Source organism: Saccharothrix sp. CCNWYY140 (genome assembly GCF_037401995.1).
Lineage (GTDB): Bacteria > Actinomycetota > Actinomycetes > Mycobacteriales > Pseudonocardiaceae > Actinosynnema.
Genome location: NZ_JBBEGC010000080.1, coordinates 1 through 25,057 on the forward strand (window position 1 = coordinate 1; position 25,057 = coordinate 25,057).

Genomic DNA, 25,057 nt, shown 5'->3' on the forward strand with positions numbered 1-25,057 from the left:
CGGTTCGTCATGCTCGTCCGGATTCCGCACGACCGCACCGCGGACCGGGTCGCCTTGATCCTCTCCCGGAAAATGGTCGAACTGCCTGTCCGGTTGCGGCGGTCGCTGACCTGGGACCAGGGTGTGGAAATGGCCGAACACGTCAGGTTCACGGTCGCGACGGACATCCCGGTGTTCTTCTGCGATCCGCATTCGCCCTGGCAGCGCGGAGCGAACGAGAACACGAACGGCCTGCTGCGCCAGTACCTGCCCAAGGGCACCGACCTGTCCGTGTACACTCAGGCCGACCTGGACGAAATCGCGGCGAAACTGAACAGGCGACCACGGCAAACGCTGGGGTTCAAAACACCCGCAGAGGTGCTTGAACAAGCACTGGCCGGCGCAGCCTGATGCACTGACCGGTTGAGACCACCTTTGCCAGGCCATGCGGTGGGGGAACCGACGCCCTTCACCCCCCATCGGCGGTCTCCCTGCTAGCTTTTGATCTTGAGAGCGCGAAGCGCGTTCGGCTTGAGAGCGCGAAGCGCGTCAATCCCAAAGCTCACGAACGCCAGAGCTTAAGAGAGATCAAGAAGCAACCGACGAGCAAGAGAGCGCCGTGAGCGATGCGAACCGGAGGAGCGGTGAAGAACTGGGGAAGGAAGAGAACAAACCCGGCGGCATAAGGCAAAGCGATCCGTCCAAGCCCACGAGTGGCGACAACCGCACCCACAGCCAAGAGCAACAACCCCACCGCGAACACCACGATCGCCACAGGGTGGAACCGAACGGCGTCCACCATCTTCAGCACGTCCGGCGTGGTGGAAGCACGCTGCCCCAACGCATAGAGCCCAAAGGTCTCGGCCCCGTAGTACATGGTCGTCAGCACCGCCCCAGCCGTGGTGATGGCGCGGGCCGCACCGCTCAATGCCAGTGACACCAACAGGAACCCCACCACCGCCAACAGATGCGAGACCACCCAGGCAGTCGTGCCCATGACCGCCAGCCCGGCAACCGTCGACTCGTCGGCATACGGCCGCAACACCGGGTAGAGCAGGAAAGACACGCCGGCAGCGGCGAAGGCGGCGGACCGAAGCTTGGACATCAAGGCCTCCTGGGGACGCAGCTCTCCCAGCAACACGCCGAGAGCAGTAGTCGTTTTTGAGAGCACTGCTCTCGATACGAGAAGTCTGCGGTCAACCCACCCCGCATGTCAAGAGCACTGCTCTCTTTTGTTGCCGGTGCTCTCCCCCTAGGCCATCATGAGCCGCATGAACCCGACACCCAGACAGCGAGCGCGGGCCCAAGCGATCGAGGACATCAAGCGGATCGCCCGCGAACAGCTGGCCAGCGAGGGCAGCGCAGCGTTGTCGCTCCGAGCGATCGCGCGCGAGCTGGGGATCGTGTCGTCAGCCGTCTACCGGTACGTCCCAAGCCGGGACGACCTCCTGACCATGCTGATAGTCGACGCCTACAACTCCCTCGGCGAGGCAGTGGAGGAGGCCGAGACGCGGTGTCCGCGCGAGGACCTCCTATCGCGATGGCGGGCCATCGGGCTAGCGGTGCGCGAGTGGGCGGTGGCGCGCCCGGCGGAGTACGCGCTGCTGTACGGGAGTCCGGTGCCCGGCTACCACGCGCCCGTCGAGCAGACCGGCGATCCCGGCACCCGCGTGATGATGCTGGTGGTGGCGCTGCTGGTGGACATCCAGCGCGGATCGCCACCGACGAAGGTGGACGGAGTGCTCGGTCGGGACCTCACGGCGGTGCGCGAGGCCGTGGCAGTCGAGGTGGGGGAGGAGGTCCTGGCGCGGGGGTACCTGGCGTGGACCTCGATGTTCGGCTTGGTGAGCTTCGAGGTGTTCGGCCAGTACAACGGGAGCTTCTCGGACTTCGCGGCGCACTTCGCGTACCAGCTGGACCGGATCGCGCTGGGAGTCCTGGGACTCTCCACGACGTGATCACCCTCCCGCACGGCGGGCGGGCTCGCCCTGTTGTTCGCGGGCTGAGTGCCGCCACAACCGAACCACAACCGGGCGACCGTAGAACTGCGGCATGACGATCACGATGAGACGCGCGGTGGTCGTGCTGGCGGTGGCGCTCGGCGCCGTCGTCCCGGTGACCGCCGCGCACGCCGAGACCTGCACACCCACCAAGTTCGGCGTCACGGCCGCGCAACCCGAGCAGTACGAGGGGAACTCCGCCGGCGCGTTCGGCTTCCAGCTCACGGCGTCGGTGCCGCAGGGCTGCACGACCAGCGGCGCGGTCGTGTACCGCACGCAGAACGGCACGGCGACCGCCGGTCAGGACTTCGGGTACGTGGAAGGCGCCTGGCAGCCCGGCGGCGGTGTCGGGACGTCGGTGTCGGTGCCGCTGGTCGCCGATGCCCTGGCGGAGGAGGACGAGTCCTTCTCCCTGGCCCTCTTCAGCACGCGCGGGGCGTTCCTCGGGGCCGCCACCGCCACGCTCCTCGACGACGACGGCAAGATGGCCCCGATCATGGTCATCGAGATCAGCGGCGGGAAGATCTGCTGGGTCCCGGACGCGTGCAAGGTCCCGTTGCAGCTGTCCACCCCGGCCCGCGCCGGGTTCACGGTCCGGTACCGGACGCTGGACGTGACGGCGGTGGCCGGGCTGGACTACGTGCCCGCCAAGGACCTCAAGCTGACCGTCCCCAAGGGCGCCACGACGGTGGACGTGGAGGTCCAGAGCCTGCCCGACGTCGAGGTCGAGGGTGAGGAGACCTTCGCGCTGGAGGTGTTCGAGACCTCCGCCGGCACCGTGGCCAACCCGGTCGAGAAGGTCACCCTGATGCCCGAGTCCTGACCTCCGCCGCCTCGGCCGTCGCGCCGACCCGCTGGTAGAGCCGGATCGCCCGGTCCCAGTGGTCGCGCGCGTCGGCCGGGCGGTCGCGGCGCTCGGCCAGGTCGCCCAGGTCGCGTTCCAGGTTGGCCTCCTCGAACGGGTCGGGCACGCGGGACCGCTCGGTCGTGGCGAGGGTCAGGGCGTCCTCGGCCGCCGCGAGGTCGCCGGCGCGGAGGTGGGCGCGGCCCAGCAGGTCCAGCACGGTGGCGACGCCGTGGCGGTCGTCCACCTCGCGGCTGATCTCCAGCGCCTGCGCGAAGAACGGCACCCCGTGGTGGTCGCCGTCCAGGTGGGCGCGGCCGATGTCGACCAGCACCTCCCACTCCAGCCAGCGGTCGCCGATGTCGCGGCTCAGCCGCAGGGCGTGCTCCAGGTCGCGCAGGGCCTCCTCGAGGTGGCCCAGGGCCAGGTGCGCCTCGCCCAGGGTGTCCAAGGTGCCCGCCTCCAGTCGCACGTTGCCCAGGTCGCGGAACGCGGTGAGCGCGGCCCGCAGCGGGGCCAAGCCGGCTTCCGGGCGGCCCATCCGGAGGTAGGTGTGGCCCAGGTTGCGCTGGGACAGCGCGGTGCCCAGCCGGCTGCCCGCGCGGGTGCAGCAGTCGACGGCTTCCAGGTGCGCGGTGACGGCGTCGTCGAAGCGCCGCAGCTCGGCGTACGCGTTGGCGAGGTTGTTGTGCACGTGCCCCTCGCCGGCCAGGTCGCCGGCCGCGCGGACGGCGGTGAGCGCGCGGTGGTTGGCGTCGATCGCCGCGTCCAGCTGCCGGGTCATGAAGTGGGCGACGCCCAGCGCGCGCAGCATCTCCGCCTCGGCCCGCGGGTCGCCCGCCGCCGCCTCGACCGCGACCCGGCACAGCTCCACCCGGTCGTGCCAGTGGCCGGTGGCCTCGGCGAAGCTGGTCAGCAGGTAGGTCAGCTGCCAGGCGGCGGTGGGGTCGCGGTCGCGGGCGAAGCGCACCACCGGCAACAGGTTGTCCCGCTCGGCCTCCAGGAACGCCAGGGCGTCGTGGCGGTCGGGCGCGAAGGGCGCACCGGGCGGCGGGAAGCGCAGGGTCGGCTTGACCAGGTCGCGGTCCGGGTTGACCAGCTCGTTGGCTTGGTGGGCCACGAACAGGTACCAGTCCAGCAGGCGGGCGGCTACCTCCGGTTCGTCGTCGTCGGCCAGGCGCTTGCGGGCGTACTCGGCGACCAGGTCGTGGTAGCGGAACCGGTCCGGCGCGGTCTCGGTGAGCAGGTGCGCGGTGGTCAACGGGTCCAGGTTCGGGTTGTCCACATCGGACAGCGCGGCGGCCAGGGCGGTGCTGAAAGTGGGGCCGGGGATGATGCCGGACCGGCGGAACAGGCGGGCCGACGTGGCGTCCAACGGCTGGTAGGCGCTGGCCAGGACGGTTTCCACGGTCCGCGAGTCGCCGTCCACGGCCAGGTTGTCCAGGCGGGCCGCGCGTAATTCGGCGACCAGGGCGGCGACGGGCCGGGCCGGTGCGCCGAGCAGTTTCGCGGCGGCGATGCGCAGGGCCAGCGGCATCCCGCCGCACAGGCGGGCCAGTTCCGCGGTGGCCTCGGGTTCGGCGCGGCGGGACCCGAGCACCTTGCGCAGCAGGGCTTGCGAGTCGTCGGGGGACAGGGCGTCGAGGACCACGGCGTGGATGGCGTGGCGGGTCGCCAGGGCGGCCAGCGAACGGCGGCTGGTGACCACCAGCAGGCTCGACCCGCCGGGCACCAGCGGCAGCACGTCGTCGGCGCGGCCGGCGTTGTCGAGCACCACCAGGCACCGCCGGTCGTGCAGGAGCGTCCGGTAGAGGGCGGCCCGTTCCTCCTCGTCGGCCGGGATGCGGTCTTCGGGCACGTCCAGCGCGCGCAAGACGTGAGCGAGGGCCTGTGCGCTGGTCACAGCGCGCTCGGGGTCGTGGCCGCGCAGGTCCAGGAACAGCCGGCCGCCGGGGAACCGGTGCGCCACGCGGTGCGCCCACTCCACCGCCAGCGACGTCTTGCCCATGCCCGCCGGACCGGACACGACCACCACCGGCACGTCCGCCCGGTCCAGCTCGGCCAGCACGTCCGCGCGGCCGGTGAAGTGGCCGACGGTCGCGGGCAGCTGGGCCGGCACGGTGGTGGCCGCCGTCGGGTCCAGGGACGCGTCCCGGCGCAGGATCGCGGTGTGCAGCTCCAGCACCTCGGGGCCGGGGTCGACGCCGAACTCGTCGGCCAGCAGCTCGCGCAGGCGCTGGAAGGAGTCCAGTGCGTCGGTGTGCCGGCCGCAGCGGTACAGGGCCAGCATGTGCAGCCGGGTCAGCCGCTCGTTGAGCGGGGTGCGCGCCAGCAGCCGGGGCAGTTCGGCCACCGCGGCCTCGTGCTCGCCGTCCCGGACGGCGTGCTCCCACAGCTCCTCCACGGCGCTCTGCCGCAGCCCGTGCAGGCGCTCCACCTCGCGCTCGCCCCAGCCGGTCAGCGGCACGTCGGCGAAGGCGTCACCGCGCCACAGCGCCAGCGCCTCCCGCAGCTTGTCCGCCGACCCCTCCCGGCGTCCGGCCGCGAGCAGCGCCTCGAACCGGTGGGCGTCCACCTCGACCGCCGCGTCCAGCAGGTAACCCGGCTCGCGGGTGCGCAGCACGTCCGGCAGACCGGACGCGGCCAGCGCCTGCCGGATCCGCGCCACGTGGCTGTGCAGCGTCTTCACCGCCGTGCGCGGCGGGTCCTCGCCCCACAGCACGTCCACCAGCCGGGTGAACGGCAGCACCTGCCCGGCGTGCAGCGCCAGCACCCCCAGCACGGCCCGCTGGCGGGCGCCGGTCAGCGCCGCCGGACCCGCCGGACCCTCCGCCCCGACCGGCCCCAGCACGCCGAACCGCGCCACAACCGGCGCGCAGCCGCGCGACAACCCGCTGTCCGTAGACCTCTCCCCGTGACTTCCCACGAGAGAAGGGCTCTCCGATGACCACACACCCCCGCGGTCGCCTCCGGGGCCTCCGCCGTTACGCCGTTCCGCTGCTCGTCCTGGCCGCCGCCGCGACCACCGTGCCCCTCCAGGCGGTCGCGGAACAGCCGCGGCCGGTCGTCACCCAGGACCCCGACGACCTGCCGCCGACCCCCGGACCGGGTCGGATCGCCGACCCGCAGGTCGCCGCGATCGCCCAGGACGCCAACCTGGCCCTGCGCTACTCCTACGCCGCGGTCGCCGCCGACCTCGGCCACCCCTACGCCGAGGGCACGGTCGAGTTCGACCTCCAGAGCGGCCTGCGCACCCTGCCCGCCGACCGGCTGGAGCCGATCGTCAAGCACGCGCAGACCCTCCTGGCCTCCGACGTCGAGACCCGCACCGCCCAGTTCGGCCGGCACGCGCGGCTCACCCCCGAGGAGTTCCGCAAGGTCGGCTTCGACGGGGCCTTCTCCGACGTCCGCGTCGACGCCGACGCGCTGAAGAAGTCCCTGCTCGACCGCGCCGCCGCGCTGGAGGCGGCGGAGAAGGCCGCCGAGCAGGACGCCCAGCGCCGGGCCGTCGAGCTGCACTTGGACCTGAGCAAGCTGCCCAAGCTGTCCTCGCTGGACTTCCGGGTCGAGCGGGTCAAGTGCGTCGACGAGACCTCCCCCGAGTGGCCCGGTGACGACGAGATCGTCGCCGGCGGCCTGCGCATCGACCACAAGGGCGCCACCAACAAGGTGTCCCAGTGGTTCGTCGGCGACAACTTCTACGACGGCAAGGTCAAGACCTACGCCGACCCGGGCAAGCTGTTCACCTCCTTCGACCTGGCCGCGTCCGGGCCGTGGCCGCGCAGCTACCTGGCCGTGGTGATGCTGGCCGAGCAGGACGGCAGCGGGTTCGCGGCGGAGGTGCAGGCGGCGTGGCTGAAGGTCAAGGACAAGGTCACCCAGGTCGTCGCGCAGGTCGTCGCCACCGTGTTCACGCCGTACCTGGGCGCGGCCATCGCCGAGGCGCTCGGGCAGGTCGTCGGCTGGCTGGTCGGCGTGTTCGTCGACTGGCTGCTGGAGCTGTTCCAGGACGACCTGTTCGAGGCCCGCACCGCCCACGTCCAGCTGCCGCACCGGTACGAGTTCATGTACAACAACCCGGCCCACCTGGGCTGGACCAACCACCGGCTGCCCAGCACGTCGATGTGGTTCACCGGGCACGGCGGCCAGTACAAGGTCAACGTGCACTGGCAGGTCAACTCGTAGCACGCGCACGGGAGTCGCGCGGGCACGGTCCGACGCCGTTCCTTACGGCCTCGTGACCAGCCCGCGCGCTTTCCCGCGTCCGGGTCCACCCTGGACCGTCCGAGGGGTTGACAGGAGGTCGGACCATGACGGACGTCTCGGTTCTGCGCGGCAGGTTCGGCGGCACCGTGCTCACCCGGCGGGACGAGGGCTTCGAAGCCGCCCGCGCGCTGTTCAACAGCGCCATCGACACCACGCCCGAGGCCATCGCCCAGTGCCTCAACCCCACGGACGTGAAGGAAGCGCTCGCGTTCGCGCGTGCCCAGGGCCTCCCGGTGGCGGTCAGAAGCGGCGGGCACAGCGTCGCCGGCGCCTCCCTGGTCCAGGACGGGCTGGTGCTCGACCTGCGCCGGATGGACGCCGTGACCGTCTCCCCGGACGCCCGCACGGTGGTGGTCGGCGGCGGCGCCACGTGGTCCGCGGTGGACCGGGCGTGCCAGGAGCACGGCGTGGCCACCACCGGCGGCCGGGTGTCCACCACCGGCGTCGGCGGGCTCACCCTCGGCGGCGGCTCCGGGTGGCTGGAGCGCAAGTTCGGCCTGGCCTGCGACAACCTGCTGTCGGTGACCCTGGTCCTGGCCGATGGCCGCGAGGTCACCGCGAGCGAGACCGAACGGCCCGAGCTGTTCTGGGCGCTGCACGGCGGCGGCGGCAACTTCGGCGTGGCCACCTCGTTCACCTTCCGCGTGCACCCGCTGCCCGAGTTCTCCTTCGCGCTCGTGCTGCGGCCTGCCTCCGATGGTGACGAGATGGTGGTGCGCTACCGGGACTTCGCCGCCGACGCGCCCGAGGAGATGGGCGGCGGCCTGCTGTTCATGACCGGGCCGCCCGAGGAGTTCGTGCCGCCCGACCTGGTCGGGCAGCTGTGCTGCGGCGTGCTGGTCACCTGGGCCGGCGGCGCGGAGGAGCTGCGGTCCTTCGCCGCGCCCCTGCTGGCGCTGTCGCCGGACACCGCGCTGGTCACCGACGTCCCGTACGCCGAGTTCCAGTGCAGCCTGGACGACCCGCCCGGCTACCGGAACTACTGGTCCGCCGAGTACCTGTCGACGCTGCCGGACGAGGCGGTGCGGCGGTTCTGCGCGGGCGCGCGGCAGATGGTGTGCCCGTCGCCCTCGCAGCAGGCGCTGCTGCCGTGGGGCGGCGCGGTGGCGCGCGGGACGGACTGGCCGATGGCCAACCGGGACGTGCCCTGGGTGGTGCACCCGTTCGGGCTGTGGGAGGACCCGGCCGACGACGACCGCGCCCGGCGCTGGGCGCGCGGGCTGCGGGACGAGTTGGCGCCGTGGAGCACCGGGGCGGTGTACCTCAACTTCATCGGCGACGAGGGCGCGGATCGCGTCGTCGCGGGCTTCGGGGCGGCCAACTACGCACGCCTGGCCGCGGTGAAGGCCGAATACGACCCGGACAACGTCTTCGACCGGTGGCACAACGTCCTCCCCGCGACGCAGCGTCGCCGCAGTGCGGACACCGTCGGAGCAACCGACTAGCCCGACAAGGGGCGCGAATCCGCATTCGCGCGGACGATTGCCCGGTCGTACTCCACGGTCGGGTGGAAGGTTCACACGTCCGTTGGGCATTCGCCGGCACACGGATGAAGGAGCTTGTTGGCACACCGGCCCGCTCACTACCTTTCGGAAGCGACGAATTCGCAGATCTGTGGAATTCATTCCGGGTAGTGAGAGGACCGCATGAACGTTTACGCCACGGGTCTGTTGTGGGTCGGTGGCGCGGCGGTGATCGCCGCCGTGCTGGCCTACCTCATCCGGAAGTACGGCGAGGACCAGGGCCGGCCGGACAACAACGAGGCCGCGGGCCAGGTGTTCACGATCGTGGGCGGCCTGCACGCGGTCCTGGTGGCGTTCGTGCTGATCGCCCTGTTCGACGCGGTCAACGCGGCCGGCGAGTCGTCGTACCAGGAGGCGGACGGACTGGTGGCGGCGACGTGGGCCTCCGACGCGCTGTCCAAGGAAACCGGTGACGAGGTCCGCTCACTTTCCCGCGCGTACGCGATCACGGTCATCAACGACGAATGGCCGAAACTGCGCGAAGGCGTCGAATTCGAGTCCACCGGCTGGTCCCAGCTCGACCGCATCCGCCAGGTCGTGGCCAACGCGCCCGCCGACACGGAGTGGCAGGTCGACCGCAAGGCCGAGGCCGCCAACCAGCTGTGGCAGGTGTACGAGGCCCGGCAGGCGCGGCTGGACACCGCGGGCGGCGGCGTGAGCACGGTGGTGTGGTTCGTGCTGGTGGTCGGCAGCTTCCTGGCCATCGGCCTGCCGCTGCTGTTCGGCGGACCGCTGATGCGCACGCACGTGGTCATCGTCGGCACGCTCGCGGCCACCATCACGCTGCTGCTGTACGCGACCTACCAGCTCCAGAACCCCTACGGCGGTGGGGCCGAACTGGGACCGGAGGCGTTCCAGGCGGCCGTCGAGCGGTTCGGCTGACGCCGTGCTGGAGGTCCTGGCCTGCGTGGCCATCCAGGTCGAGGCGGACCACCGGGGTCCGTCGACGGTGTACCGGGTGGAACTGCCCTCCGGTGAGGCGCAGGTGGTGAACACCCTGGACGCGCGGGTCAACGCCATCGGGTACTCGGCGGCGCAGGACCGGGTGTACGGCGTGGACGACGACGGCGGGATCGTCGTGCTGGACCGCACCGGGCATGCGGTGGCGCGCTCGGCGGGCCATTTTCTCAAGCACGCCACCGCCGGTGTGGTGGTGCGGGAGAAGTTGGTCGTGCGGGTCGGTCACCTGATGTTCTGGGTGGACATCGACCCGTCGAGCGGGCGCTACCTGGAGGTGGTGCGGCAGGCGTGGCTGTGGCCGCCACACCACGCGCTGAACGTCGACGACTTCGACCTCAACCCGGCGGACGGTCTGCTGTACGGGGTGGCGACTTTCCCGTACGGACACGCCTACGTCGTGGCGATCGACCCCGAGACCGGACGAGTGGACCGAGTACCCGGAACGGGGATGCTCCCGGCGACCCACGGTTACGGCGCGGTGGTGATGGGACGCGACGGGGCGCTGTACGTGACCAGCAACCGGGACGACGGGCGCAGCGTGCTGTACCGGGTGGCGTTGGACGGTTCGGAGGCGGTCACGGAAATCACGTCGCGGCCGGCACGACGCAGCATCGACGCGGCCGGTTGCCTGAGCGTGCCCCCGATCGTGGACCCGCCGGACCCAACCGTCCCCCCAACCACCCCACCCACAGTCCCGCCCACGCTTCCACCTTTTGAGCCACCCGTCGTGCCCCCCACGACGACCACCCCCGCACCCCCGCCGGCAACCACCCCGCCGACGAGCACCACCACCACGCCGCCACCCGGGCCGACGTCCGAGGAGCCACCCGCGCAGACCCCTGCACCGTCCCGCGAACCGTTGCGGCGGCCGGAGCCGAAGGCCGAGGTGGCGGCGGACGGCAACCGCATCGTGCGGGATCAACGACGCTGGGGCCTGGTAGCCATCATCCTGATCCTCGGCGCCGGCGCAGTAGCCCGAGCCCACGCCCGCCACCGCTAACCCCCCCGGCCTCACCCCGCCCCACCGCACTGACCCACCCCCCGCCGCCCGCCGCGCTGACCCGCCGCGCTCGCTTGCCCGGCCTGCCGCTCCGCCATCCTCCGAAAGCGCAACCGCCGTGGTCCTCCGAAAGTGCGACGCGGCGTAGGTCCTCCGGCCGACTCGCCGACGGTGTCGAGCGGCCTACCTTCTTGGTGATCTTCATCGGAGGGGGACATGGGCAGTCGGATCACGGCCCTGGACGTGTTGCGGGGTGTGGCCATCCTGGGCACCTTGGGCACCAACATCTGGATCTTCACCGACCCTGCGGGGCCGGGTGGTTTCCTCGCCGGCGCCGATGACTGGGGTGAGGCGTTGCTGCGGATGGTCAGCAACGGCAAGTTCCTGGGGCTGTTGTCGATCCTGTTCGGCATCGGACTGGCGTTGCAGCACCGCTCGGCGGTCAAGCGGGGGTTGAAGTGGCCCGGCTGGTACCTGTGGCGGTCGGCGCTGCTGCTGGTCGAAGGCGCGTTGCACTACGTGCTGATCTTCGAGTTCGACGTGCTGATGTTCTACGCCCTGGTGTCCGTGCTGGTGGCGTTCCTCGTGGGGCGCAGCGACCGGGTGGTGCGGGGGTGGCTCGTCGGTGCGCTCGTGGTGCACGTGGCGTTCGTCGCGCTGGTGACGTACGGGATGCACGCGGGGGACGGGTCGTTGGGTGGTTCGCTGCCGGTCGACATGTCCAGTTGGCTAGGGCAGGTGCGGTCGCGGATCGAGTACGTGGACGTGTTCCGGGCCGAGGCCGTGTTCGTGCTGCCGTTGAGCACGGTGTTGTTCCTGGCGGGGGCGCGGTTGCTGCGGGCCGGGGCGTTGGAGGACTCCGAGCGCGGTCTGCGCGTCCAGCGGCGGTTGGCCGGGTGGGGGCTGGGGCTGGGCTTGCCGCTCAACGTCGTCACCACGCTGGCCGGCGGCGAGTGGTTCGCGGTCGACCGGTACGTGTGCGCCCCGGCGGTGTCGTTCGGACTGCTGGGTGCGATCACCATGCTGGTGCACCGGATGCGCTCGCCCGAGGGCTTGCTGCGGCGCTGGGTGACGTCCGTGGGTCGGATGGCACTGACCTGCTACATCGCGCAGAACGTCATCGCGTCCGTGCTGTGCTACCAGTGGGCGCTGAACCTCAACGGCCGGTTCGGGCACCTGGGTGTCTGGTACACCGCCGCCGCCTGGGTGGTCGTGTCGGCACTGTTGATGTTGGGCGCGAGCTGGTGGATGGGACGGTTCTCGCGCGGCCCGGTCGAGGCGGCGTGGAACTGGGCTTACCGGGCGCCGCAACGACGCCCGGTGGAGGCCTAGTCAGGCGAGGCGGTCGGGGATGGGGGCCAGCGGGTACTTGCGCCAGAAGAAGGCGTCGGCCGCGTGCTGGTCGGCCGAGAAGTTCACGGCCTCGGCGATCTTGCCGTCGACGACCCGGAAGGCCAGCGCCCACAGGATGTCCAGGCCCTCGGGGTCGGTGCTCCAGCCGCGGTGCAGGTCGACGACCCACTCCCCGTCCGCCGCGAGGAAGATCGGGTCGGCCTTGAAACCGGCCTTGGCCAGCTGGCCGAAGAAGGCGAGGACCTCGGTGGCCCCGACCTTGGTGCCCGACAGCGGGTGGTGGCCGGGGATGGTCCACCGGACGTCGTCGGCGAAGAACTCGGCCAGCGCCTGCGGGTCGTCGCCACCGTAGGCCTGGTAGAAGCGGTGGATCAGTTCGACGTTGGGGTGTTCGCGCGTCACGCGGCCAGCCAACCAGCGGCGGTTCGCGGACTGCAAGATCTTTCCGCGGCCGGCGAAAACCGCCGCTACTCCGTCAAGTCCGGGCGCAGGAGGCGGCGCAGCGCGGCGGGGGTGTGGCCGACGAGGCCGCGGACCGTGCGGGTGAGGTGGGCCTGGTCGGCGAAGCCCAGTTCGGCGGCCAGGCCCGCGAGGTCGGTCTCGCCGTCCTGGATGCGGGCCATCGCGCGGCCGACGCGGACCCGGTTGCGGAAGCGGGTGAGGGACACGCCGAGGTCTTGCCCGAACGCGCGGCTCAGCCGGTAGGGGGAGACGCCGAGCAGCCGGGCCAGCGGCACCAGGCCGCGCGAGTCGGGGTGGTCGGCGACGATCGCGGCGCGTGCGGCCGACACGGCGGCCCGGTCCCGCGCGCCGGGCAGCGGCCGGTCCTGGGTGGTGGCGACGAGGTGCACCAGCGCCTCCGCCATCGCGTAGGCGACGTCCGCCGCCGGCCCGCCGGCAACCCGCCGGCGCTCCGGACTGCCCGTCTCGGCGTTGTCCACGACGTGCGCCGCGCCCAACGGCCGGGAGACCGCCAGCAACCGCCGGTGCGCCAGCTCGACCGCCGCGTCCACGTACAGCACCGACCGCGTCGGACGCCCCTCGCCCACCACGGACCGCCACAGCGCGGGCGCCACCCACACCGCCGTGCACACGTCACCACCCGCCGGGTGGGCGAACTGCTCCTCCTCCCCGGGCACGCTCACGTACCCCGTCGTGCCGTCCAACTCCGCCACGCCGTCCCGCGCCCGCCGCCGGAACGACCCCCGCCGCAACAGCACGATCCGGTGCGCGCCCGACTCCTCCGGCGGCGACCAGCCCGCGTGGTGGTCCGAGCACGTCACCGAACTGACCCCGAAATCGGCTGTGACGGCCAGGTCCACCGCGGTGCGCACGGGAAAGACCCTACGCCGGGGGTACGACAAGAATCTTCAATACAGCGCTCACCCGAACGGGCGAAGCTGTGCCCGACCACGAGGAGAGGGCACAACCGCGATGAAACTCGCCACCGTCATCCTGGACAGCGCGGACCCCGGCAAGCTCGCCGAGTTCTACCGCACCGCCACCCGTTGGGAGGTGACCTACAGCGACGACGACTTCGTCACCCTCGGCGACGGGGGAGCGATCCAGATCGGGTTCCAGCGCATCGAGGGCTACGAGGGTCCGGGCTGGCCGGACGACCGCAAGCACGTCCACCTGGACTTCACGGTGCAGGACGTCGCCGGGGCAATCGAGAACCTGCTCGGGATCGGCGCGACCAAGCCGGACTTCCAGCCCGGCGGGGACAACTGGACCGTCCTCGCCGACCCCGAGGGCCACCTGTTCTGCATCTCGGCCGCGAGCTGACCGGACCGAACCCGGCCGCGAGCTGACGGATCTCGGACGCGACCCGGACCGAGGGGGTGCCGCGCGGGCGGCACCCCCTCACTCGTCACGGGTAGTTCACCAGGTACCGCACCTGGTTGGCGGTGTTCGCGACCCCGCCCACGTCGTTGATCACGTTGTTGATCGTGCCGACCCCGCCCAGCGACACGGTCACCAGGTCGTGGAACCGGACGCCGGCGGTCCGCGGCACCTCGAAACCGTTCGCCGTCACCACGGACGGGTTGGCGTTGTTGAAGCAGTACACGCCGACGCCCCAGGCCTCGTGCGTGGTCACCGAGGGCGCGACCTTGTACGCGGCCCAGCCCGGCGAGGACCCGTTCATCCACGCGGCCTGGTTCGGCGGGTCGTACGGCAGTTCGTTCTGGAAGAAGTACGTCCGGCCGCCGTTGCCGTTCCACACCACGTTGTGCTGCTGGTAGTGCTCGACGAACAACCCGTACGCGGTCACGTCGTTGCCGTTGACCACCACACCGTTCTGCGCGGTGTTCACCGTCCAACCCACGCCCGCGCCGTGATCTGCCCGCCACACCCACGTGTGGTCGATGATGGTGTGGTTGCTGTTGACCTGCAACGACACCGTCGCCCGGCCCGCCTGCGACCCGCCGACGCGCAGGTACACGTCGTGCAGCGAGATCGGGTTGGCGGCGTGGTTCGCGGACGAGCCCGGCGTGCCGACCTGGAGCAGCACGGGCGAGTTGACCACACCCGCGTCCACCAGGAACCCGGCCAGCTTCACACCGTCCACATCGGACACCGACAGCGCGGCCTTGCCGGTCTCCGGCGTCAGCGTCGCCAGGCCCAAGCCCAGCACCACGGTGTCCGGACGCGTCACGGTGATGGTGTCGGACAGCCGGTGCACACCGGGCGTGAGCAGCAGGTGCTTGCCCGCGGCGAGGGCCGCGTTGGTCAGGGACACCGGCGTGCCGGGCTTGACGATGAAGAAGTCCGCCAACGAGATCGACGTGCCCGCGGGCGTGCCCGCCTCCCAGCTCGTGCCGCGCGTGTTCTGCCGCAGGGCGGGCACGAACACGCGGTACTCGCCGTTGGACAGGTAGAGGAACGGCTTCTCCCGCACGACCGGGGTGGCGTCGATGGTGGTGTGCGAGGGGTTGGGGAAGTGCTGCGGCGGCGCGCCCTGCGTGCCGACGAACACCATGTTCCACACCGAGCCGCCCCAGCCGCCGGCGAGGTTGCTGTTGCGGGTCAGGAACTGCTGCTGAGAACCGGACGCGGTGTACCCGTCGATCTTGCTGTCCACGATGAGCCCGCCGGAAGCCCAGCCGTCACCGCCGTTCCACAGCTGCACCTGGCCGCGCAGGTGCATCCGCCGGTAGGCCGCGGCCTGCGACACGGCCCACCGCTCGATCTGCCCGGCGGGCACGGTGACGGACATGTTCTCCGCGCCCCGCCAGAAGTTCTGCGTGGCGTTGCCGAGGTTGTTCGGGTTGTCGCCCTGCTGGAGCCAGTCCGCCTCGACCCGCACGTGCCCGTTGAGGTTGACGTCGTCCGGACGCAGACCCAGGCCCGCGACCTGCGTGTAGAAGCGGAGGTTCACGTCGGCGTTGTACGAGCCCGGCTTGAACAGCACCGCGTACCGCTCGGGACCGAACTGGTTGGTCTTCATCTGGGCGGAGATGGCGTTGAGCCGGTTCTGCATGTCGGTCTGCGACGACTCGGGGCCGTAGACCAGGACGTTGGGCCCGAAGTCGGGGTTGCGCGGGTCGGTCGGCGGGATCGCCGGGGTGTCGGTGGCGGTGTTGATGCCGAACTCCCACAGGGAATGGCCCCACTGCGTGGCGCGGGCCGTGCCGTGCACGCGGACGTACCGCCCGGTGCCGGTCACGTCGAGGTTCTGCACGCCGCCGGCGCCGGTGGTGGTGGAGTAGACGGTCGTCCAGGTCGACGCGTCGGCGGAGACCTGCACCTGGAAGGCGCGGCTGTACGCGGTCTCCCAGTTCAGGTTGACGCGGCAGACCTGTTGTGAGGAACCGAGGTCCACCTGGATCCACTGCGGATCGGAGAACGCGCTGGACCACCGCGTGCCGGTGTTGCCGTCCACGGCGGCGGTGGCGGGCGTGCCGGCGTTCTCGGTGGAGGAGGCGGTGACGGGCCGGTTGAGCGCGGCGTTGGTCGTGCCGCACTCGGCGGCCTGGGCGGGGGAGGGGGACAGGGCGGGGCCGAGCACGGCGACCACGCCCAACGCTGTCGCGGACGCGAGCAGCCGGGAACGGGTGAGGCTCATGGTCCTACCTGACGAGGTAAGGGGCAGGGAGCAGCCCGGAGAGAGGGCTCCCGTGGCACCGGGAGCGGCTGAGAGAGCGCTCTCTCGGAGAGTAACGCCGACGTGACGAGACCGTCAACGCCACGAAGCAACCCCTGCCGCACAAGCGAACCCGTCACGACGAAAGGCGGGGAAGCCCGCCACGACGAAAAAGGGCCGGCGCCCTCACCGGTGAGTGGTGAGGGCGCCGGCCCGGGAGTGGGTCAGGCGATCAGCGCTGGAGCGTCAGCACGGCCGGCCGCCAGGGCAGGGAGTTGTAGGGGACGTTGGCGGACCTGGGGTCGAGGCCCTGGTAGAGGAATTGCAGGTTGCAGGGGTCGATGGTCTTGGTCTGGTCGGGGTTGGTGCGGACCAGGTCGCCGTGGCTGATGTCGTTGGTCCAGGTCGCGCCGCTGTTGGCCTTGCCCGCGAACGGGTTGCTCTCGGTCGCGGCCTGCGGGGTCCAGTTGCCGCTCAGGCTGCTGGACGTGAACGAGCGGAAGTAACGCCCGTTCTGGCCCATCGCCTCGACGAGCATGAGGTACTGGTTCTGGTCCTTGACCTTGTAGACCTCGACGCCCTCGAACAGGTTCGCGGTCGTGTCCTTCATGATCGTCGTGTACGAGGTGCCGAAGCTGCCCGGGAAGTTCCCGATCGGCATGCTGGACCGGTAGATCTCGCCGTTGTCGCCGGCGAAGAACATGTAGACGGTCGTGTCGTCGGCGATGATCGTCTGGTCGAGGGCGGTGTTGCCGGGGACGTTGCCCCGGAACAGCTCCTGCGGCGCGGACCAGCCGTTCGCGTTGGTGGGGTCGGTGGAGGTGCGGTAGCTGAACGTGGTCGCGCCCCACTGGTAGGCCAGCACCCAGATGTTCTTCGGGGCGAAGTAGAACAACGTGGGCGCGACGGTGCCGATGTCCATCTTGTTCTGCGGGGCCGAAGCCATGTCCGACCAGTTCGTGAACGCGCCGAAGTTCATCGAGCCGTAGTGCTGGCCGGTCGAGTCGACCGTCGACCCGTAGACCACGTGCTTGCCGTTGTAGACGACGTTGGTGAAGTCCTTGAGCGAAATCCATTCGGACTTCGGGTTCGCCAGCGCGCCCGTCGACGTCCAGCGGTAGGTCGAGGGGAGGGAACACGTGGTGCCACTACCCACGCGGACCAGCTGCCACTGCTGGTTCCCGCCGTTCCAATCGCCGTACTGCACGACGGCCGCGCCGTCCGCCGTCGACAGACCGGTCACCTCCACGGCCTTGCCGCTGTTGCGGTTGATCAGCCGGACGTAGCCGCCGTCGGAGTCCGCGAGCCGGAACTGCTGGTTGGTGCCGTTGTGGTCGGCCCACTGCTGGACCTTCGCGCCATCGGCGGACGACCAGTTCTCGACTTCCAGGACCTTGCCGGAGTTCTTCGACTTCAACCGGTAATAGCCGCCGCCGGAATCGACGAACTGCCATTGCTGGTTCCCGCCGTCGTGACGCGCCCACTGCGTGACCGTCGCACCGTCGGCGGTGGAAGCGCCCGAGACGTCCATCGCCTTGCCGCTGTTGCGGTTGACCAGCACGTACCACGCGTTCGTGTCGACGGTCGCCGCCGTCGCTGCGCTCGGGCTCAGCGCCACCACAGCGCCTGCCACCAGCACGGACGCGACCAGCGGGCTCAGCAGGGAGGCGAACCGGCCACGCCGCGCCCCCCGTTTCCGCCCGCTCGGCAGCACTTCACCCATCGAATCCACAGTGATTCCCCTCCAGTGCCAGTGCCACTCAGGCGCCACCTGAGATGTTAGCGCTAACAATTTCTGGGAGAGGAGGTTGCCAGATCTTTCTGCGGGCATCAAGGGAGTCCGGCCAAATGGGACGTCGTGCGATATGGTCGAATTGCAGTCGAAATGGGCGTCTCGGATGGTGCGCGCGGGTCGGCGGCCCGGTCCAGGAGCGCTGCGACGGGAAGTGTCGCCGCGCCCACCGCCACCGCGTCCGGTCCCAATTGCCCCAACGCGATGGACGTCTGCTCGTACGGGTGCCGCAGGGAATGCGCTCGGGTGGCCGCCACGATCCGGTCGAAGCAGTGCTCTCCCAACGCCAAGCCGGCCCACCCGCCCAGCACTATGCGCTCCGGGTTGAACAGGTTGACCAGATTCGCGATCCCCGCCCCGAGGTACCCGGCCGTCTCCTCCAGGACCCGGGCCGCGGTCTTCGAGGACACAGCCGCTCGGATCAGACCGTCCACACCGGACTGCTCGTCCGTTCCCGGTACTTCCCGGCCCCCACGGGCTTTCCGGTACCGCTCCAGGATCCCCTCGGCCCCCACATAGGCCTCCAGGCACCCGGAACTCCCGCACCGGCAAGGCCGACCGCCGTACACGATCGTCGTGTGCCCCCACTCGCCCGCCGACGAGGTGGCGCCCCGGTACACCGCGCCCTCGGTCACGACCGCCGCGCCCACGCCGGAACCCACCAGCGCCACCACGACGTGCCGCGCACCCCGACCCGCGCCGAACCACATCTCGGCCTGCCCCTGGGTCTTCGCCCCGTTCTCCACGTACAGCGGCAACTCGACCCCCGCCGTCCGGACCATCTCCTCCAGCGGAACACCGTTCCAGCCCAACGTCTGGGCGTGCACGATCGCCGAAGCGCCCTGCTCGACCGTCCCGGGCACACCGATCCCCACGCCCAGCACGGATGAGGCCGGCACCCCAGCGACGACCTCCGCGACACCGGAGGCGATCAGGTCGGCGACCGCGGCGGGATCACCGGGGGACAGGGCGTGCTCCACGGCCGCCAACTGCGTCATGCCCAGGTCGAACAGCTCGACCTTGATCCCGGTTTCCCCGACGTCCACCCCGATCACGTGCCCGAAACCGGGGTTCGCCCGCAGCAGCACGCGCGGTCGGCCGCCATCGGAATCGACCGAGCCCGCCTCGACCACCAAGCCGTCCTCGACCAGTTCGCCGGTCACGTTGGACACCGTCGCGGCGGACAGCCCGGAGCGCGTGCCGAGTTCGTGCCGGCTCAGCGGACCGTCGAAGAACAGGGTCGACAGCAGGGTGGCGCGGTTCTGTCGGCGCAGGTCGCGGACGGTGGTGCGCTTGGGCGGCATGGCGTACAGCATGACGGCCAGTTAGTTCATGACTTAAAATTAGACTAAGTTTGTAACCTGTTCGTTATTGACGTGACCTGGCTCACCGGGGTTGAGTCTCCCCCGACACGAGGACGCCCCCGGCGTCCCAGCCGCGATGGCACGCGCGGTCCGCCCCCACCCTGCGCTCGCTCCGCCCCCCGGTCCCGACAAGGAGAACCCATGCGACTCAGGCGAACGTTCGCCCTCGCCGTCGCGGCAGCACTGCTGTTCTCGGCCGCCTGCTCCAGCAGCAACGAAGGCGCCAAGAGCGGTGGCAGCGGTGTGCTCAACGTGGGCATGCCCAACGGTCCCCAGACCGAGAACAACAACCCGTTCCTCAACTCGTCGGCGGCCAGCTCGCTGGGTTACCGCAGGCTCATCTTCGAGCCGCTGGCGATGGTCAACGAGGTCAAGGTGACCGAGCCGTTCAAGGCGTGGCTGGCCACCAAGTGGGACTGGACCGACAACTACAGCAAGCTCAAGCTGACCATCCGCGACGGCGCGACCTGGTCCGACGGCAAGCCGCTGACGGCCGAGGACGTCGCCTTCACCTTCGAACTGCTCAAGAAGAACCCCGGCCTGAACATCGAAGGCGTGCAGTACGGCGACGTCTCCTTCGCCGGCAACGAGGTCACCCTGGGCTTCGCGCGGTCGCAGTTCGTGAACCAGAAGAAGATCATGGAGCAGTTCGTCGTCCCGAAGCACATCTGGTCGACGATCGCCAACCCGTCCACCGAGACCTTGAAGAACCCGGTCGGGTCCGGCCCGTACGTGCTCAAGTCGTTCACGCCGCAGACGGTCACGCTGACCATGCGCGACAAGTACTGGCAGGACCTGCCGCAGGTCAAGGAGGTCCGCTACACCTCCTACAGCGACAACAACGCGCAGACCACCGCGCTGGCCACCGGCGCGAGCGAGTGGTCCTTCGTGTTCATCCCGAACTACCAGGCCGTCTACACCAGCAAGGACCCGCAGCACTACAAGCTGTGGTTCCCGCCGGTGCTGGGCGTGCACGGCCTGTGGTTCAACACCAAGAGCAAGCCGTGGGACAACCCGGTCCTGCGCCGCGCGGTGAACCAGGTCGTCAACCGCGACGACATCTTCATGCAGGGCGAGGCCGGCTACTTCTACCCGAAGGTCGACAACATCACCGGCATCCCGACCCCCGCCGGCGACTCGTTCATCGCGCCCGAGTTCAAGGACAAGGTCGTCAAGGTCGACGTCGAGGCCGCGAAGAAGCTGTTGACCGACAACGGCTTCAAGTACGAGGGCGACAAGCTCAAGACGCCCGAGGGCGAGCAGGTCACGCTCAAGATGACCGTGCCGTCCGGCTGGTCGGACTACGTGACCGACCTGGAGATCATCAAGGACAACGTGGCCAAGATCGGCGTCGAGGCCACGGTCGACCTCCAGAACGCCGACTCGTGGACCAAGGCCCTGGACACCGGCGACTTCCAGGCCGCGATGCACTGGACCAACAACGGCCCGACCCTGTACGACATCTACCAGTCCATCATGGACGGTGACCTCTACAAGCCGATCGGCACCGGTGGCATCAACGGCAACTACGGCCGGTACGAGAGCGCCGAGGCCACCAAGGCGCTGCGCAACTACGCCAACGCGCCCGACGAGAAGACCCGCACCGAGGCGCTGTACGTCCTCCAGCGGCTGCACGTCAAGGACATGCCGGTGGTGATCACGTCCGCGGCCAACGGCGGCGGCCAGTACAGCACCAAGAACTGGACCGGCTGGCCGGAGGAGGCCAACCCCTACGCGCCCGCCCAGCCCACGCTGGAGAACGCGTTGGACGTCGTGATGCACCTGAAGCCGGCCGCATGACGACGGCACCACAGCCGACGGCCTCCGGGACCACCGACGTGGTCCTGGAGGCCGAAGGCCTGACCAAGCACTTCCCCGTCCGCAAACGGGGGCGCGAACTGCTGTCCCGCACCGTGCGCAGCGTCCGCGCGGTCGAGGACGTGACGCTGCGGCTGCACCGCGGCCGGGTCACCGCGCTGGTGGGCGAGTCCGGTTCGGGCAAGTCCAGCGTCGCCCGGTTGCTGGCCCAGCTGCACCTCCAGACCTCCGGCACCATCAAGCTGCGCGGCGAGGAGGTGCACGCCAAGGGCGGCCGGAAGTTCCGCGCGTACAGCAAGCGGGTCCAGATGATCTTCCAGGACCCGTTCGCCTCGCTGAACCCCGTGCACACCGTGCGCTACCACCTCACCCGGGCGCTGAAGATCCACGGCCGGGCGGGGAAGACGCCGCAGGACCTGGAAGAGGCGCTGCACGACCTGCTCACGCGGGTGCAGCTCACCCCGCCCGAGCGGTACGTGGACAAGTTCCCGCACGAGCTGTCCGGCGGGCAGCGGCAACGCGTGGCCATCGCCCGAGCTTTGGGCGCCGACCCGGAGGTGCTGCTGGCCGACGAACCGGTGTCCATGCTCGACGTGTCGATCCGGCTCGGGGTGCTGAACCTCCTCAAAGACCTCAAGGACCGCCTGCGGCTGGCGATCCTCTACATCACCCACGACATCGCGTCCGCGCGTTACTTCGCCGACGAGACCTACGTGATGTACGCGGGTCGGGTGGTCGAGGGCGGGGACAGCGAGTCCGTCACCCAGCGCCCCGCGCACCCGTACACGCAACTCCTGATCGACTCCGCCCCGGACCCCGACCGACCGGCGGCAGAGGAGAAGGACGGCGGCACGGGCGAACCACCGTCGTTGATCGACCCGCCCCCGGGCTGCCGGTTCCACCCGCGCTGCCCGCACGCGATGGCGATCTGCTCGCAGGAGGTCCCGCCGCGCTTCGACGTCGGCGACGGCCACTTCGCCGCGTGCTGGCTCTACGGGGAGCAGCGATGAGCTACCTCCTCAAGCGGATCGCGTTCTACCTGTTCACCGCGTGGGCGGCGATCACGATCAACTTCTTCGTGCCGCGCCTGATCCCCGGCGACCCGGTGCAGGCGCTGATCACCAAGGCCCGCGGCCAGATGACCACCGAGGCCGTCCAGTCCCTGTACGTGCTGTTCGGGCTGGACAAGGACGAGAGCATCGCCGAGCAGTACTTCCGGTACTGGGGCCAGCTCTTCCGCGGCGACCTCGGCCTGTCGTTCACGTTCTTCCCGTCCCCGGTGGCGGAGGTGATCGGCGACGGCCTGCCGTGGACGGTCGGCCTGGTCGGCATCACCACCGTCGTCGGCTTCCTGCTCGGCACCGCCGCGGGCACGGTCGTCGGCTGGCGGCGCGGGTCGTGGGCGGACCTGCTGATCCCGGTGACGACGTTCGTGTCCTCGATCCCGTACTTCTGGCTCGGCCTGATCGCGATCACGCTGCTGACCGGCCCGGACAGCTTCTTCCCGGCCGCGGGCGCGTACGACACCGGCCTGGTGCCGGGTTGGGACTGGGAGTTCATCGGCAGCACCCTGCGCTACGGCCTCCTGCCCGCCGCCACGATCCTGATCTCGTCCATGAGCGGCTGGATCCTCAGCATGCGCAACATGATGGTCACGGTCGCGTCCGAGGACTACGTGACGGTCGCGCACGCCAAGGGGTTGAGCGAGCGGCGGGTCATGGTCGGGTACGCGGCACGCAACGCGTTGCTGCCCAACGTGTCCGGGTTCGCGTTGTCGTTGGGCTTCATCGTCGGCGGCACGCTGCTGGTGGAGATCGTGTTCTCCTACCCGGGCCTGGGGTTGCAGCTGTTCCAGGCGGTCGGTGCGAAGGACTACCCGTTGATGCAGGGCATCTTCCTGATCATCACGCTGTCGGTGCTGCTGGCCAACTTCCTGGCCGACGTGGCTTACCTGGCGCTGGACCCGCGGACCCGGAGGGAGGGCTGATGGCCGTCGTACCCACCACCGTCGCGGTCGCCCCGGTCAAGCGGCGCAAGCTGCGGTTCGTGGCCAACCCGAAGGCCACCACGGGCTTGGTGCTCATGGGGTTCTTCGTGCTGATGGCGGTCATCGGGCCGTGGATCGCGCCCTTCGACCCGTCCGAGCGCAGCGCCGACCTGTTGCAGCCGCCCTCGGGCAAGCACTGGTTCGGCACCACCCACCTCGGGCAGGACATCTTCAGCCAGGTCCTCGTCGGCACGCGGAGCGTGATCCTGGTCGGGCTGATCGCCGGTGTCGTGGCGACCGTGCTGGCTGTGGTCGTCGGCGTCACGTCCGGGTACTTGTCCGGGGCCGGTGCGGAAGGGCTTTCCGCGCTGTCGAACGTGTTCCTGGTGATCCCGGCGCTGCCGTTGATCATCATCATCACCTCGACCCTGCCCGACACCGGGAACATCACGATCGCGCTGGTCATCGGCTTGACGTCGTGGGCGTGGGGCGCACGGGTGCTGCGCGCGCAAACGTTGTCGTTGCGGCGCAGGGACTACGTGGAGGCCGCGCGGGCGACCGGCGAGTCCACGTGGCGGATCATCCTGTTCGAGATCCTGCCCAACCTGACCGCCGTCATCGCGTCCGGGTTCGTCGGCACGGTGATCTTCGCGGTGATCTCGGAGATCACGCTGGCGTTCATCGGCGTGTCCGACGCGGGCGGCTGGAACTGGGGCACGGTGCTGTTCTGGGCGCAGAGCCAGCAGGCGCTGGCGCAGGGCGCGTGGTGGTGGTTCGTGCCCGCCGGCCTGGCCATCGCGTTGCTGGGCACGGCGTTGTCGCTGGTCAACTTCGGCATCGACGAGTTCGTCAGCCCACGCCTGCGCGGCGGCGGGAAGACCACCGTGAAGACCGCCGACGGCCGCACGGTCCGGATGCGCGTCGGGTTCACGCCGGTGCTGGGGAAGGGGGCCAAGTGAGCGACGCCGTGTTGGAGGTCCGCGACCTCAACGTGGACTACGGGCTCGGCGACGACGCCGTGCGCGCCCTGCGGGACGTGAACCTCACCCTGTACAAGGGCGAGGTCCTGGGGCTGGCGGGGGAGAGCGGCAGCGGCAAGTCCACCCTGGCCTACGGCCTGACCCGGCTGCTGCCACCGCCCGGTGTCGTGCGCTCCGGCGAGGTGTTCTACCACCGCGACGGCGGCGACCCGGTGGACGTGCTGCGGATGAGCCACGCCGAGCTGCGCCGGTTCCGGTGGGCGGAGACCGCGATCGTCTTCCAGGGCGCGATGAACTCGCTCAACCCGGTGCACCGCATCTCCACCCAGCTCACCGACGTGATCAAGGCGCACGACCCGCGCAGCACCCGGGCGTCCCGGCTGGACCGGGCACGGGAACTGCTGGGTCTGGTCGGGATCTCCGCCGACCGGCTCGACAGCTACCCGCACCAGCTCTCCGGCGGCATGCGGCAGCGCGTGATGATCGGCATGGCGCTCGCGTTGGAGCCCAAGGTCGTCATCATGGACGAGCCGACCACGGCGCTGGACGTGGTGGTGCAGCGGCAGATCCTGCGCCAGCTCGTGGACCTGCGCGAACGGCTCGGGTTCTCGGTCGTGTTCATCACCCACGACCTGTCGCTGCTGGTCGAGTTCTCCGACCGGATCGCGATCATGTACGGCGGGCGGATCGTGGAGGAGGCCGCGTCCACCGACCTGTACCGCGACCCGCTGCACCCCTACAGCCACGGCCTGCTCAACTCCTTCCCCGCGCTGCGCGGGCCGAAGCGCGAGCTGACCGGGATCCCCGGCTCGCCGCCCGACCTGCGCGCGATGCCCTCCGGCTGCGCGTTCCACCCACGCTGCCCGCGCGCGATCGAGCGCTGCGGTGTGGAGGTCCCGGTGCTCGGTATTCCGGAAGGCCGTGTCGGCTTGTCGGGTCGCGATCTTCGCCGATCAGCCCTTCCGATCGGCGAAGATCGCCACCCGATGAGCCGACTGCCAGGCGGCCTTCCCGCGCGACGGAGTCGCGCCATCGAACACAGTCACAGCCGGGAACGAACCGTGGCCTGCTTGCTGCATCCCGTTCACGACAACGGGTTCTGACTCC

The 25,057-nt window shown here is 70.2% G+C and carries 21 protein-coding genes; 14 read left to right on the forward strand and 7 right to left on the reverse strand.

Annotation, left to right across the window (positions count from 1 at the left end; genetic code table 11):
* Positions 1 to 390, forward strand: a 390-nt coding sequence (locus WBN91_RS27700; RefSeq protein WP_337727405.1) for an IS30 family transposase, incomplete at its 5' end; no start/stop codon positions are given.
* 151 nt (positions 391 to 541) lie between these two features.
* Here WBN91_RS27700 and WBN91_RS27705 read toward each other — a convergent pair.
* Positions 542 to 1,084: a hypothetical protein gene (locus WBN91_RS27705; RefSeq protein ID WP_337727404.1), complete on the reverse strand. Its 543-nt coding sequence runs from the start codon at positions 1,082 to 1,084 to the stop codon at positions 542 to 544.
* A gap of 166 nt (positions 1,085 to 1,250) precedes the next feature.
* Between WBN91_RS27705 and WBN91_RS27710 the strand changes: the two genes are divergently transcribed.
* Both WBN91_RS27710 and WBN91_RS27715 read left to right on the forward strand, forming a co-directional pair.
* Complete coding sequence (locus tag WBN91_RS27710; RefSeq protein ID WP_337727403.1) at positions 1,251 to 1,937, forward strand: TetR/AcrR family transcriptional regulator; 687 nt, start codon at positions 1,251 to 1,253, stop codon at positions 1,935 to 1,937.
* Positions 1,938 to 2,031: 94 nt separating this feature from the next.
* Complete coding sequence (locus WBN91_RS27715) at positions 2,032 to 2,802, forward strand: Calx-beta domain-containing protein (protein ID WP_337727402.1); 771 nt, start codon at positions 2,032 to 2,034, stop codon at positions 2,800 to 2,802.
* Here the strand turns inward: WBN91_RS27715 and WBN91_RS27720 are convergent.
* Positions 2,780 to 5,749 (reverse strand): AfsR/SARP family transcriptional regulator, encoded by a 2,970-nt coding sequence (locus WBN91_RS27720; RefSeq protein ID WP_337727401.1) that lies wholly within the window; start codon positions 5,747 to 5,749, stop codon positions 2,780 to 2,782. The two genes, WBN91_RS27715 and WBN91_RS27720, sit on opposite strands and share 23 nt — an antisense overlap.
* Before the next feature lie 17 nt (positions 5,750 to 5,766).
* Here WBN91_RS27720 and WBN91_RS27725 point away from each other — a divergent pair, with 17 nt between their 5' ends.
* From WBN91_RS27725 to WBN91_RS27745, 5 genes are all read left to right on the forward strand, one after another.
* A complete protein-coding gene (locus WBN91_RS27725) occupies positions 5,767 to 7,008 on the forward strand; it encodes a hypothetical protein (RefSeq protein ID WP_337727400.1) in 1,242 nt (413 codons plus the stop codon).
* 125 nt (positions 7,009 to 7,133) lie between these two features.
* Positions 7,134 to 8,534, forward strand: coding sequence for an FAD-binding oxidoreductase (locus WBN91_RS27730; protein WP_337727399.1), 1,401 nt, complete (start codon positions 7,134 to 7,136; stop codon positions 8,532 to 8,534).
* A gap of 201 nt (positions 8,535 to 8,735) precedes the next feature.
* A complete protein-coding gene (locus tag WBN91_RS27735; protein WP_337727398.1) occupies positions 8,736 to 9,494 on the forward strand; it encodes a bestrophin-like domain in 759 nt (252 codons plus the stop codon).
* 4 nt (positions 9,495 to 9,498) lie between these two features.
* Entirely contained in the window at positions 9,499 to 10,572 is a 1,074-nt protein-coding gene (locus WBN91_RS27740; protein WP_337727397.1) for a DUF6923 family protein, read from the forward strand.
* A 216-nt stretch (positions 10,573 to 10,788) separates the two neighbouring features.
* A complete protein-coding gene (locus tag WBN91_RS27745; protein WP_337727396.1) occupies positions 10,789 to 11,904 on the forward strand; it encodes a DUF418 domain-containing protein in 1,116 nt (371 codons plus the stop codon).
* Here the strand turns inward: WBN91_RS27745 and WBN91_RS27750 are convergent, their stop codons facing one another.
* Both WBN91_RS27750 and WBN91_RS27755 read right to left on the reverse strand, forming a co-directional pair.
* Entirely contained in the window at positions 11,905 to 12,327 is a 423-nt protein-coding gene (locus tag WBN91_RS27750) for a nuclear transport factor 2 family protein (RefSeq protein ID WP_337727395.1), read from the reverse strand. It lies immediately after the preceding gene.
* Between the two features lie 65 nt (positions 12,328 to 12,392).
* Positions 12,393 to 13,259, reverse strand: coding sequence for a helix-turn-helix domain-containing protein (locus tag WBN91_RS27755; protein ID WP_337727394.1), 867 nt, complete (start codon positions 13,257 to 13,259; stop codon positions 12,393 to 12,395).
* Positions 13,260 to 13,359: 100 nt separating this feature from the next.
* On the opposite strand from WBN91_RS27755, the gene WBN91_RS27760 reads away from it, so the two are divergent.
* Positions 13,360 to 13,710 carry a VOC family protein gene (locus WBN91_RS27760; protein ID WP_337727393.1) on the forward strand — a complete coding sequence of 117 codons (351 nt, stop codon included), beginning with the start codon at positions 13,360 to 13,362 and terminating at the stop codon, positions 13,708 to 13,710.
* A gap of 85 nt (positions 13,711 to 13,795) precedes the next feature.
* Here WBN91_RS27760 and WBN91_RS27765 read toward each other — a convergent pair whose 3' ends face one another.
* From WBN91_RS27765 to WBN91_RS27775, 3 genes are all read right to left on the reverse strand, one after another.
* Positions 13,796 to 15,991 carry a discoidin domain-containing protein gene (locus WBN91_RS27765; RefSeq protein WP_337727392.1) on the reverse strand — a complete coding sequence of 732 codons (2,196 nt, stop codon included), beginning with the start codon at positions 15,989 to 15,991 and terminating at the stop codon, positions 13,796 to 13,798.
* A gap of 250 nt (positions 15,992 to 16,241) precedes the next feature.
* A complete protein-coding gene (locus WBN91_RS27770) occupies positions 16,242 to 17,732 on the reverse strand; it encodes a non-reducing end alpha-L-arabinofuranosidase family hydrolase (protein ID WP_337727391.1) in 1,491 nt (496 codons plus the stop codon).
* Positions 17,733 to 17,839: 107 nt separating this feature from the next.
* Positions 17,840 to 19,105 carry an ROK family transcriptional regulator gene (locus WBN91_RS27775; RefSeq protein WP_443217812.1) on the reverse strand — a complete coding sequence of 422 codons (1,266 nt, stop codon included), beginning with the start codon at positions 19,103 to 19,105 and terminating at the stop codon, positions 17,840 to 17,842.
* Between the two features lie 201 nt (positions 19,106 to 19,306).
* Here WBN91_RS27775 and WBN91_RS27780 point away from each other — a divergent pair, with 201 nt between their 5' ends.
* Genes WBN91_RS27780 through WBN91_RS27805 form a run of 5 tightly spaced genes read left to right on the forward strand, consistent with a single transcriptional unit; the run spans position 19,307 to position 25,053 of the window.
* Positions 19,307 to 20,965: an ABC transporter substrate-binding protein gene (locus WBN91_RS27780; RefSeq protein WP_337727389.1), complete on the forward strand. Its 1,659-nt coding sequence runs from the start codon at positions 19,307 to 19,309 to the stop codon at positions 20,963 to 20,965.
* A complete protein-coding gene (locus WBN91_RS39210; RefSeq protein WP_346834041.1) occupies positions 20,962 to 21,993 on the forward strand; it encodes an ABC transporter ATP-binding protein in 1,032 nt (343 codons plus the stop codon). Before WBN91_RS27780 ends, WBN91_RS39210 begins: the two co-directional genes overlap by 4 nt.
* Positions 21,990 to 22,970: an ABC transporter permease gene (locus WBN91_RS27795; RefSeq protein ID WP_337727388.1), complete on the forward strand. Its 981-nt coding sequence runs from the start codon at positions 21,990 to 21,992 to the stop codon at positions 22,968 to 22,970. Before WBN91_RS39210 ends, WBN91_RS27795 begins: the two co-directional genes overlap by 4 nt.
* On the forward strand, positions 22,970 to 23,929 hold the full coding sequence (locus WBN91_RS27800; protein WP_337727387.1) for an ABC transporter permease: 960 nt from the start codon (positions 22,970 to 22,972) through the stop codon (positions 23,927 to 23,929). The genes WBN91_RS27795 and WBN91_RS27800 overlap by 1 nt, the downstream gene beginning before the upstream one ends.
* A complete protein-coding gene (locus WBN91_RS27805) occupies positions 23,926 to 25,053 on the forward strand; it encodes an ABC transporter ATP-binding protein (RefSeq protein WP_337727386.1) in 1,128 nt (375 codons plus the stop codon). Before WBN91_RS27800 ends, WBN91_RS27805 begins: the two co-directional genes overlap by 4 nt.
* The last annotated feature ends 4 nt before the right edge of the window (positions 25,054 to 25,057 follow it).

What these genes read in the sequence shown, in the direction of transcription:
- WBN91_RS27705 (WP_337727404.1), bottom strand. Translation starts at nt 1,084, where the DNA reads ATGTCCAAGCTTCGGTCCGCCGCCTTCGCCGCTGCCGGCGTGTCTTTC.
- WBN91_RS27710 (WP_337727403.1), top strand. Translation starts at nt 1,251, where the DNA reads ATGAACCCGACACCCAGACAGCGAGCGCGGGCCCAAGCGATCGAGGAC.
- WBN91_RS27715 (WP_337727402.1), top strand. Translation starts at nt 2,032, where the DNA reads ATGACGATCACGATGAGACGCGCGGTGGTCGTGCTGGCGGTGGCGCTC.
- WBN91_RS27725 (WP_337727400.1), top strand. Translation starts at nt 5,767, where the DNA reads ATGACCACACACCCCCGCGGTCGCCTCCGGGGCCTCCGCCGTTACGCC.
- WBN91_RS27730 (WP_337727399.1), top strand. Translation starts at nt 7,134, where the DNA reads ATGACGGACGTCTCGGTTCTGCGCGGCAGGTTCGGCGGCACCGTGCTC.
- WBN91_RS27735 (WP_337727398.1), top strand. Translation starts at nt 8,736, where the DNA reads ATGAACGTTTACGCCACGGGTCTGTTGTGGGTCGGTGGCGCGGCGGTG.
- WBN91_RS27745 (WP_337727396.1), top strand. Translation starts at nt 10,789, where the DNA reads ATGGGCAGTCGGATCACGGCCCTGGACGTGTTGCGGGGTGTGGCCATC.
- WBN91_RS27760 (WP_337727393.1), top strand. Translation starts at nt 13,360, where the DNA reads ATGAAACTCGCCACCGTCATCCTGGACAGCGCGGACCCCGGCAAGCTC.
- WBN91_RS27765 (WP_337727392.1), bottom strand. Translation starts at nt 15,991, where the DNA reads ATGAGCCTCACCCGTTCCCGGCTGCTCGCGTCCGCGACAGCGTTGGGC.
- WBN91_RS27770 (WP_337727391.1), bottom strand. Translation starts at nt 17,732, where the DNA reads ATGGGTGAAGTGCTGCCGAGCGGGCGGAAACGGGGGGCGCGGCGTGGC.
- WBN91_RS27775 (WP_443217812.1), bottom strand. Translation starts at nt 19,105, where the DNA reads ATGCCGCCCAAGCGCACCACCGTCCGCGACCTGCGCCGACAGAACCGC.
- WBN91_RS27780 (WP_337727389.1), top strand. Translation starts at nt 19,307, where the DNA reads ATGCGACTCAGGCGAACGTTCGCCCTCGCCGTCGCGGCAGCACTGCTG.
- WBN91_RS39210 (WP_346834041.1), top strand. Translation starts at nt 20,962, where the DNA reads ATGACGACGGCACCACAGCCGACGGCCTCCGGGACCACCGACGTGGTC.
- WBN91_RS27795 (WP_337727388.1), top strand. Translation starts at nt 21,990, where the DNA reads ATGAGCTACCTCCTCAAGCGGATCGCGTTCTACCTGTTCACCGCGTGG.
- WBN91_RS27800 (WP_337727387.1), top strand. Translation starts at nt 22,970, where the DNA reads ATGGCCGTCGTACCCACCACCGTCGCGGTCGCCCCGGTCAAGCGGCGC.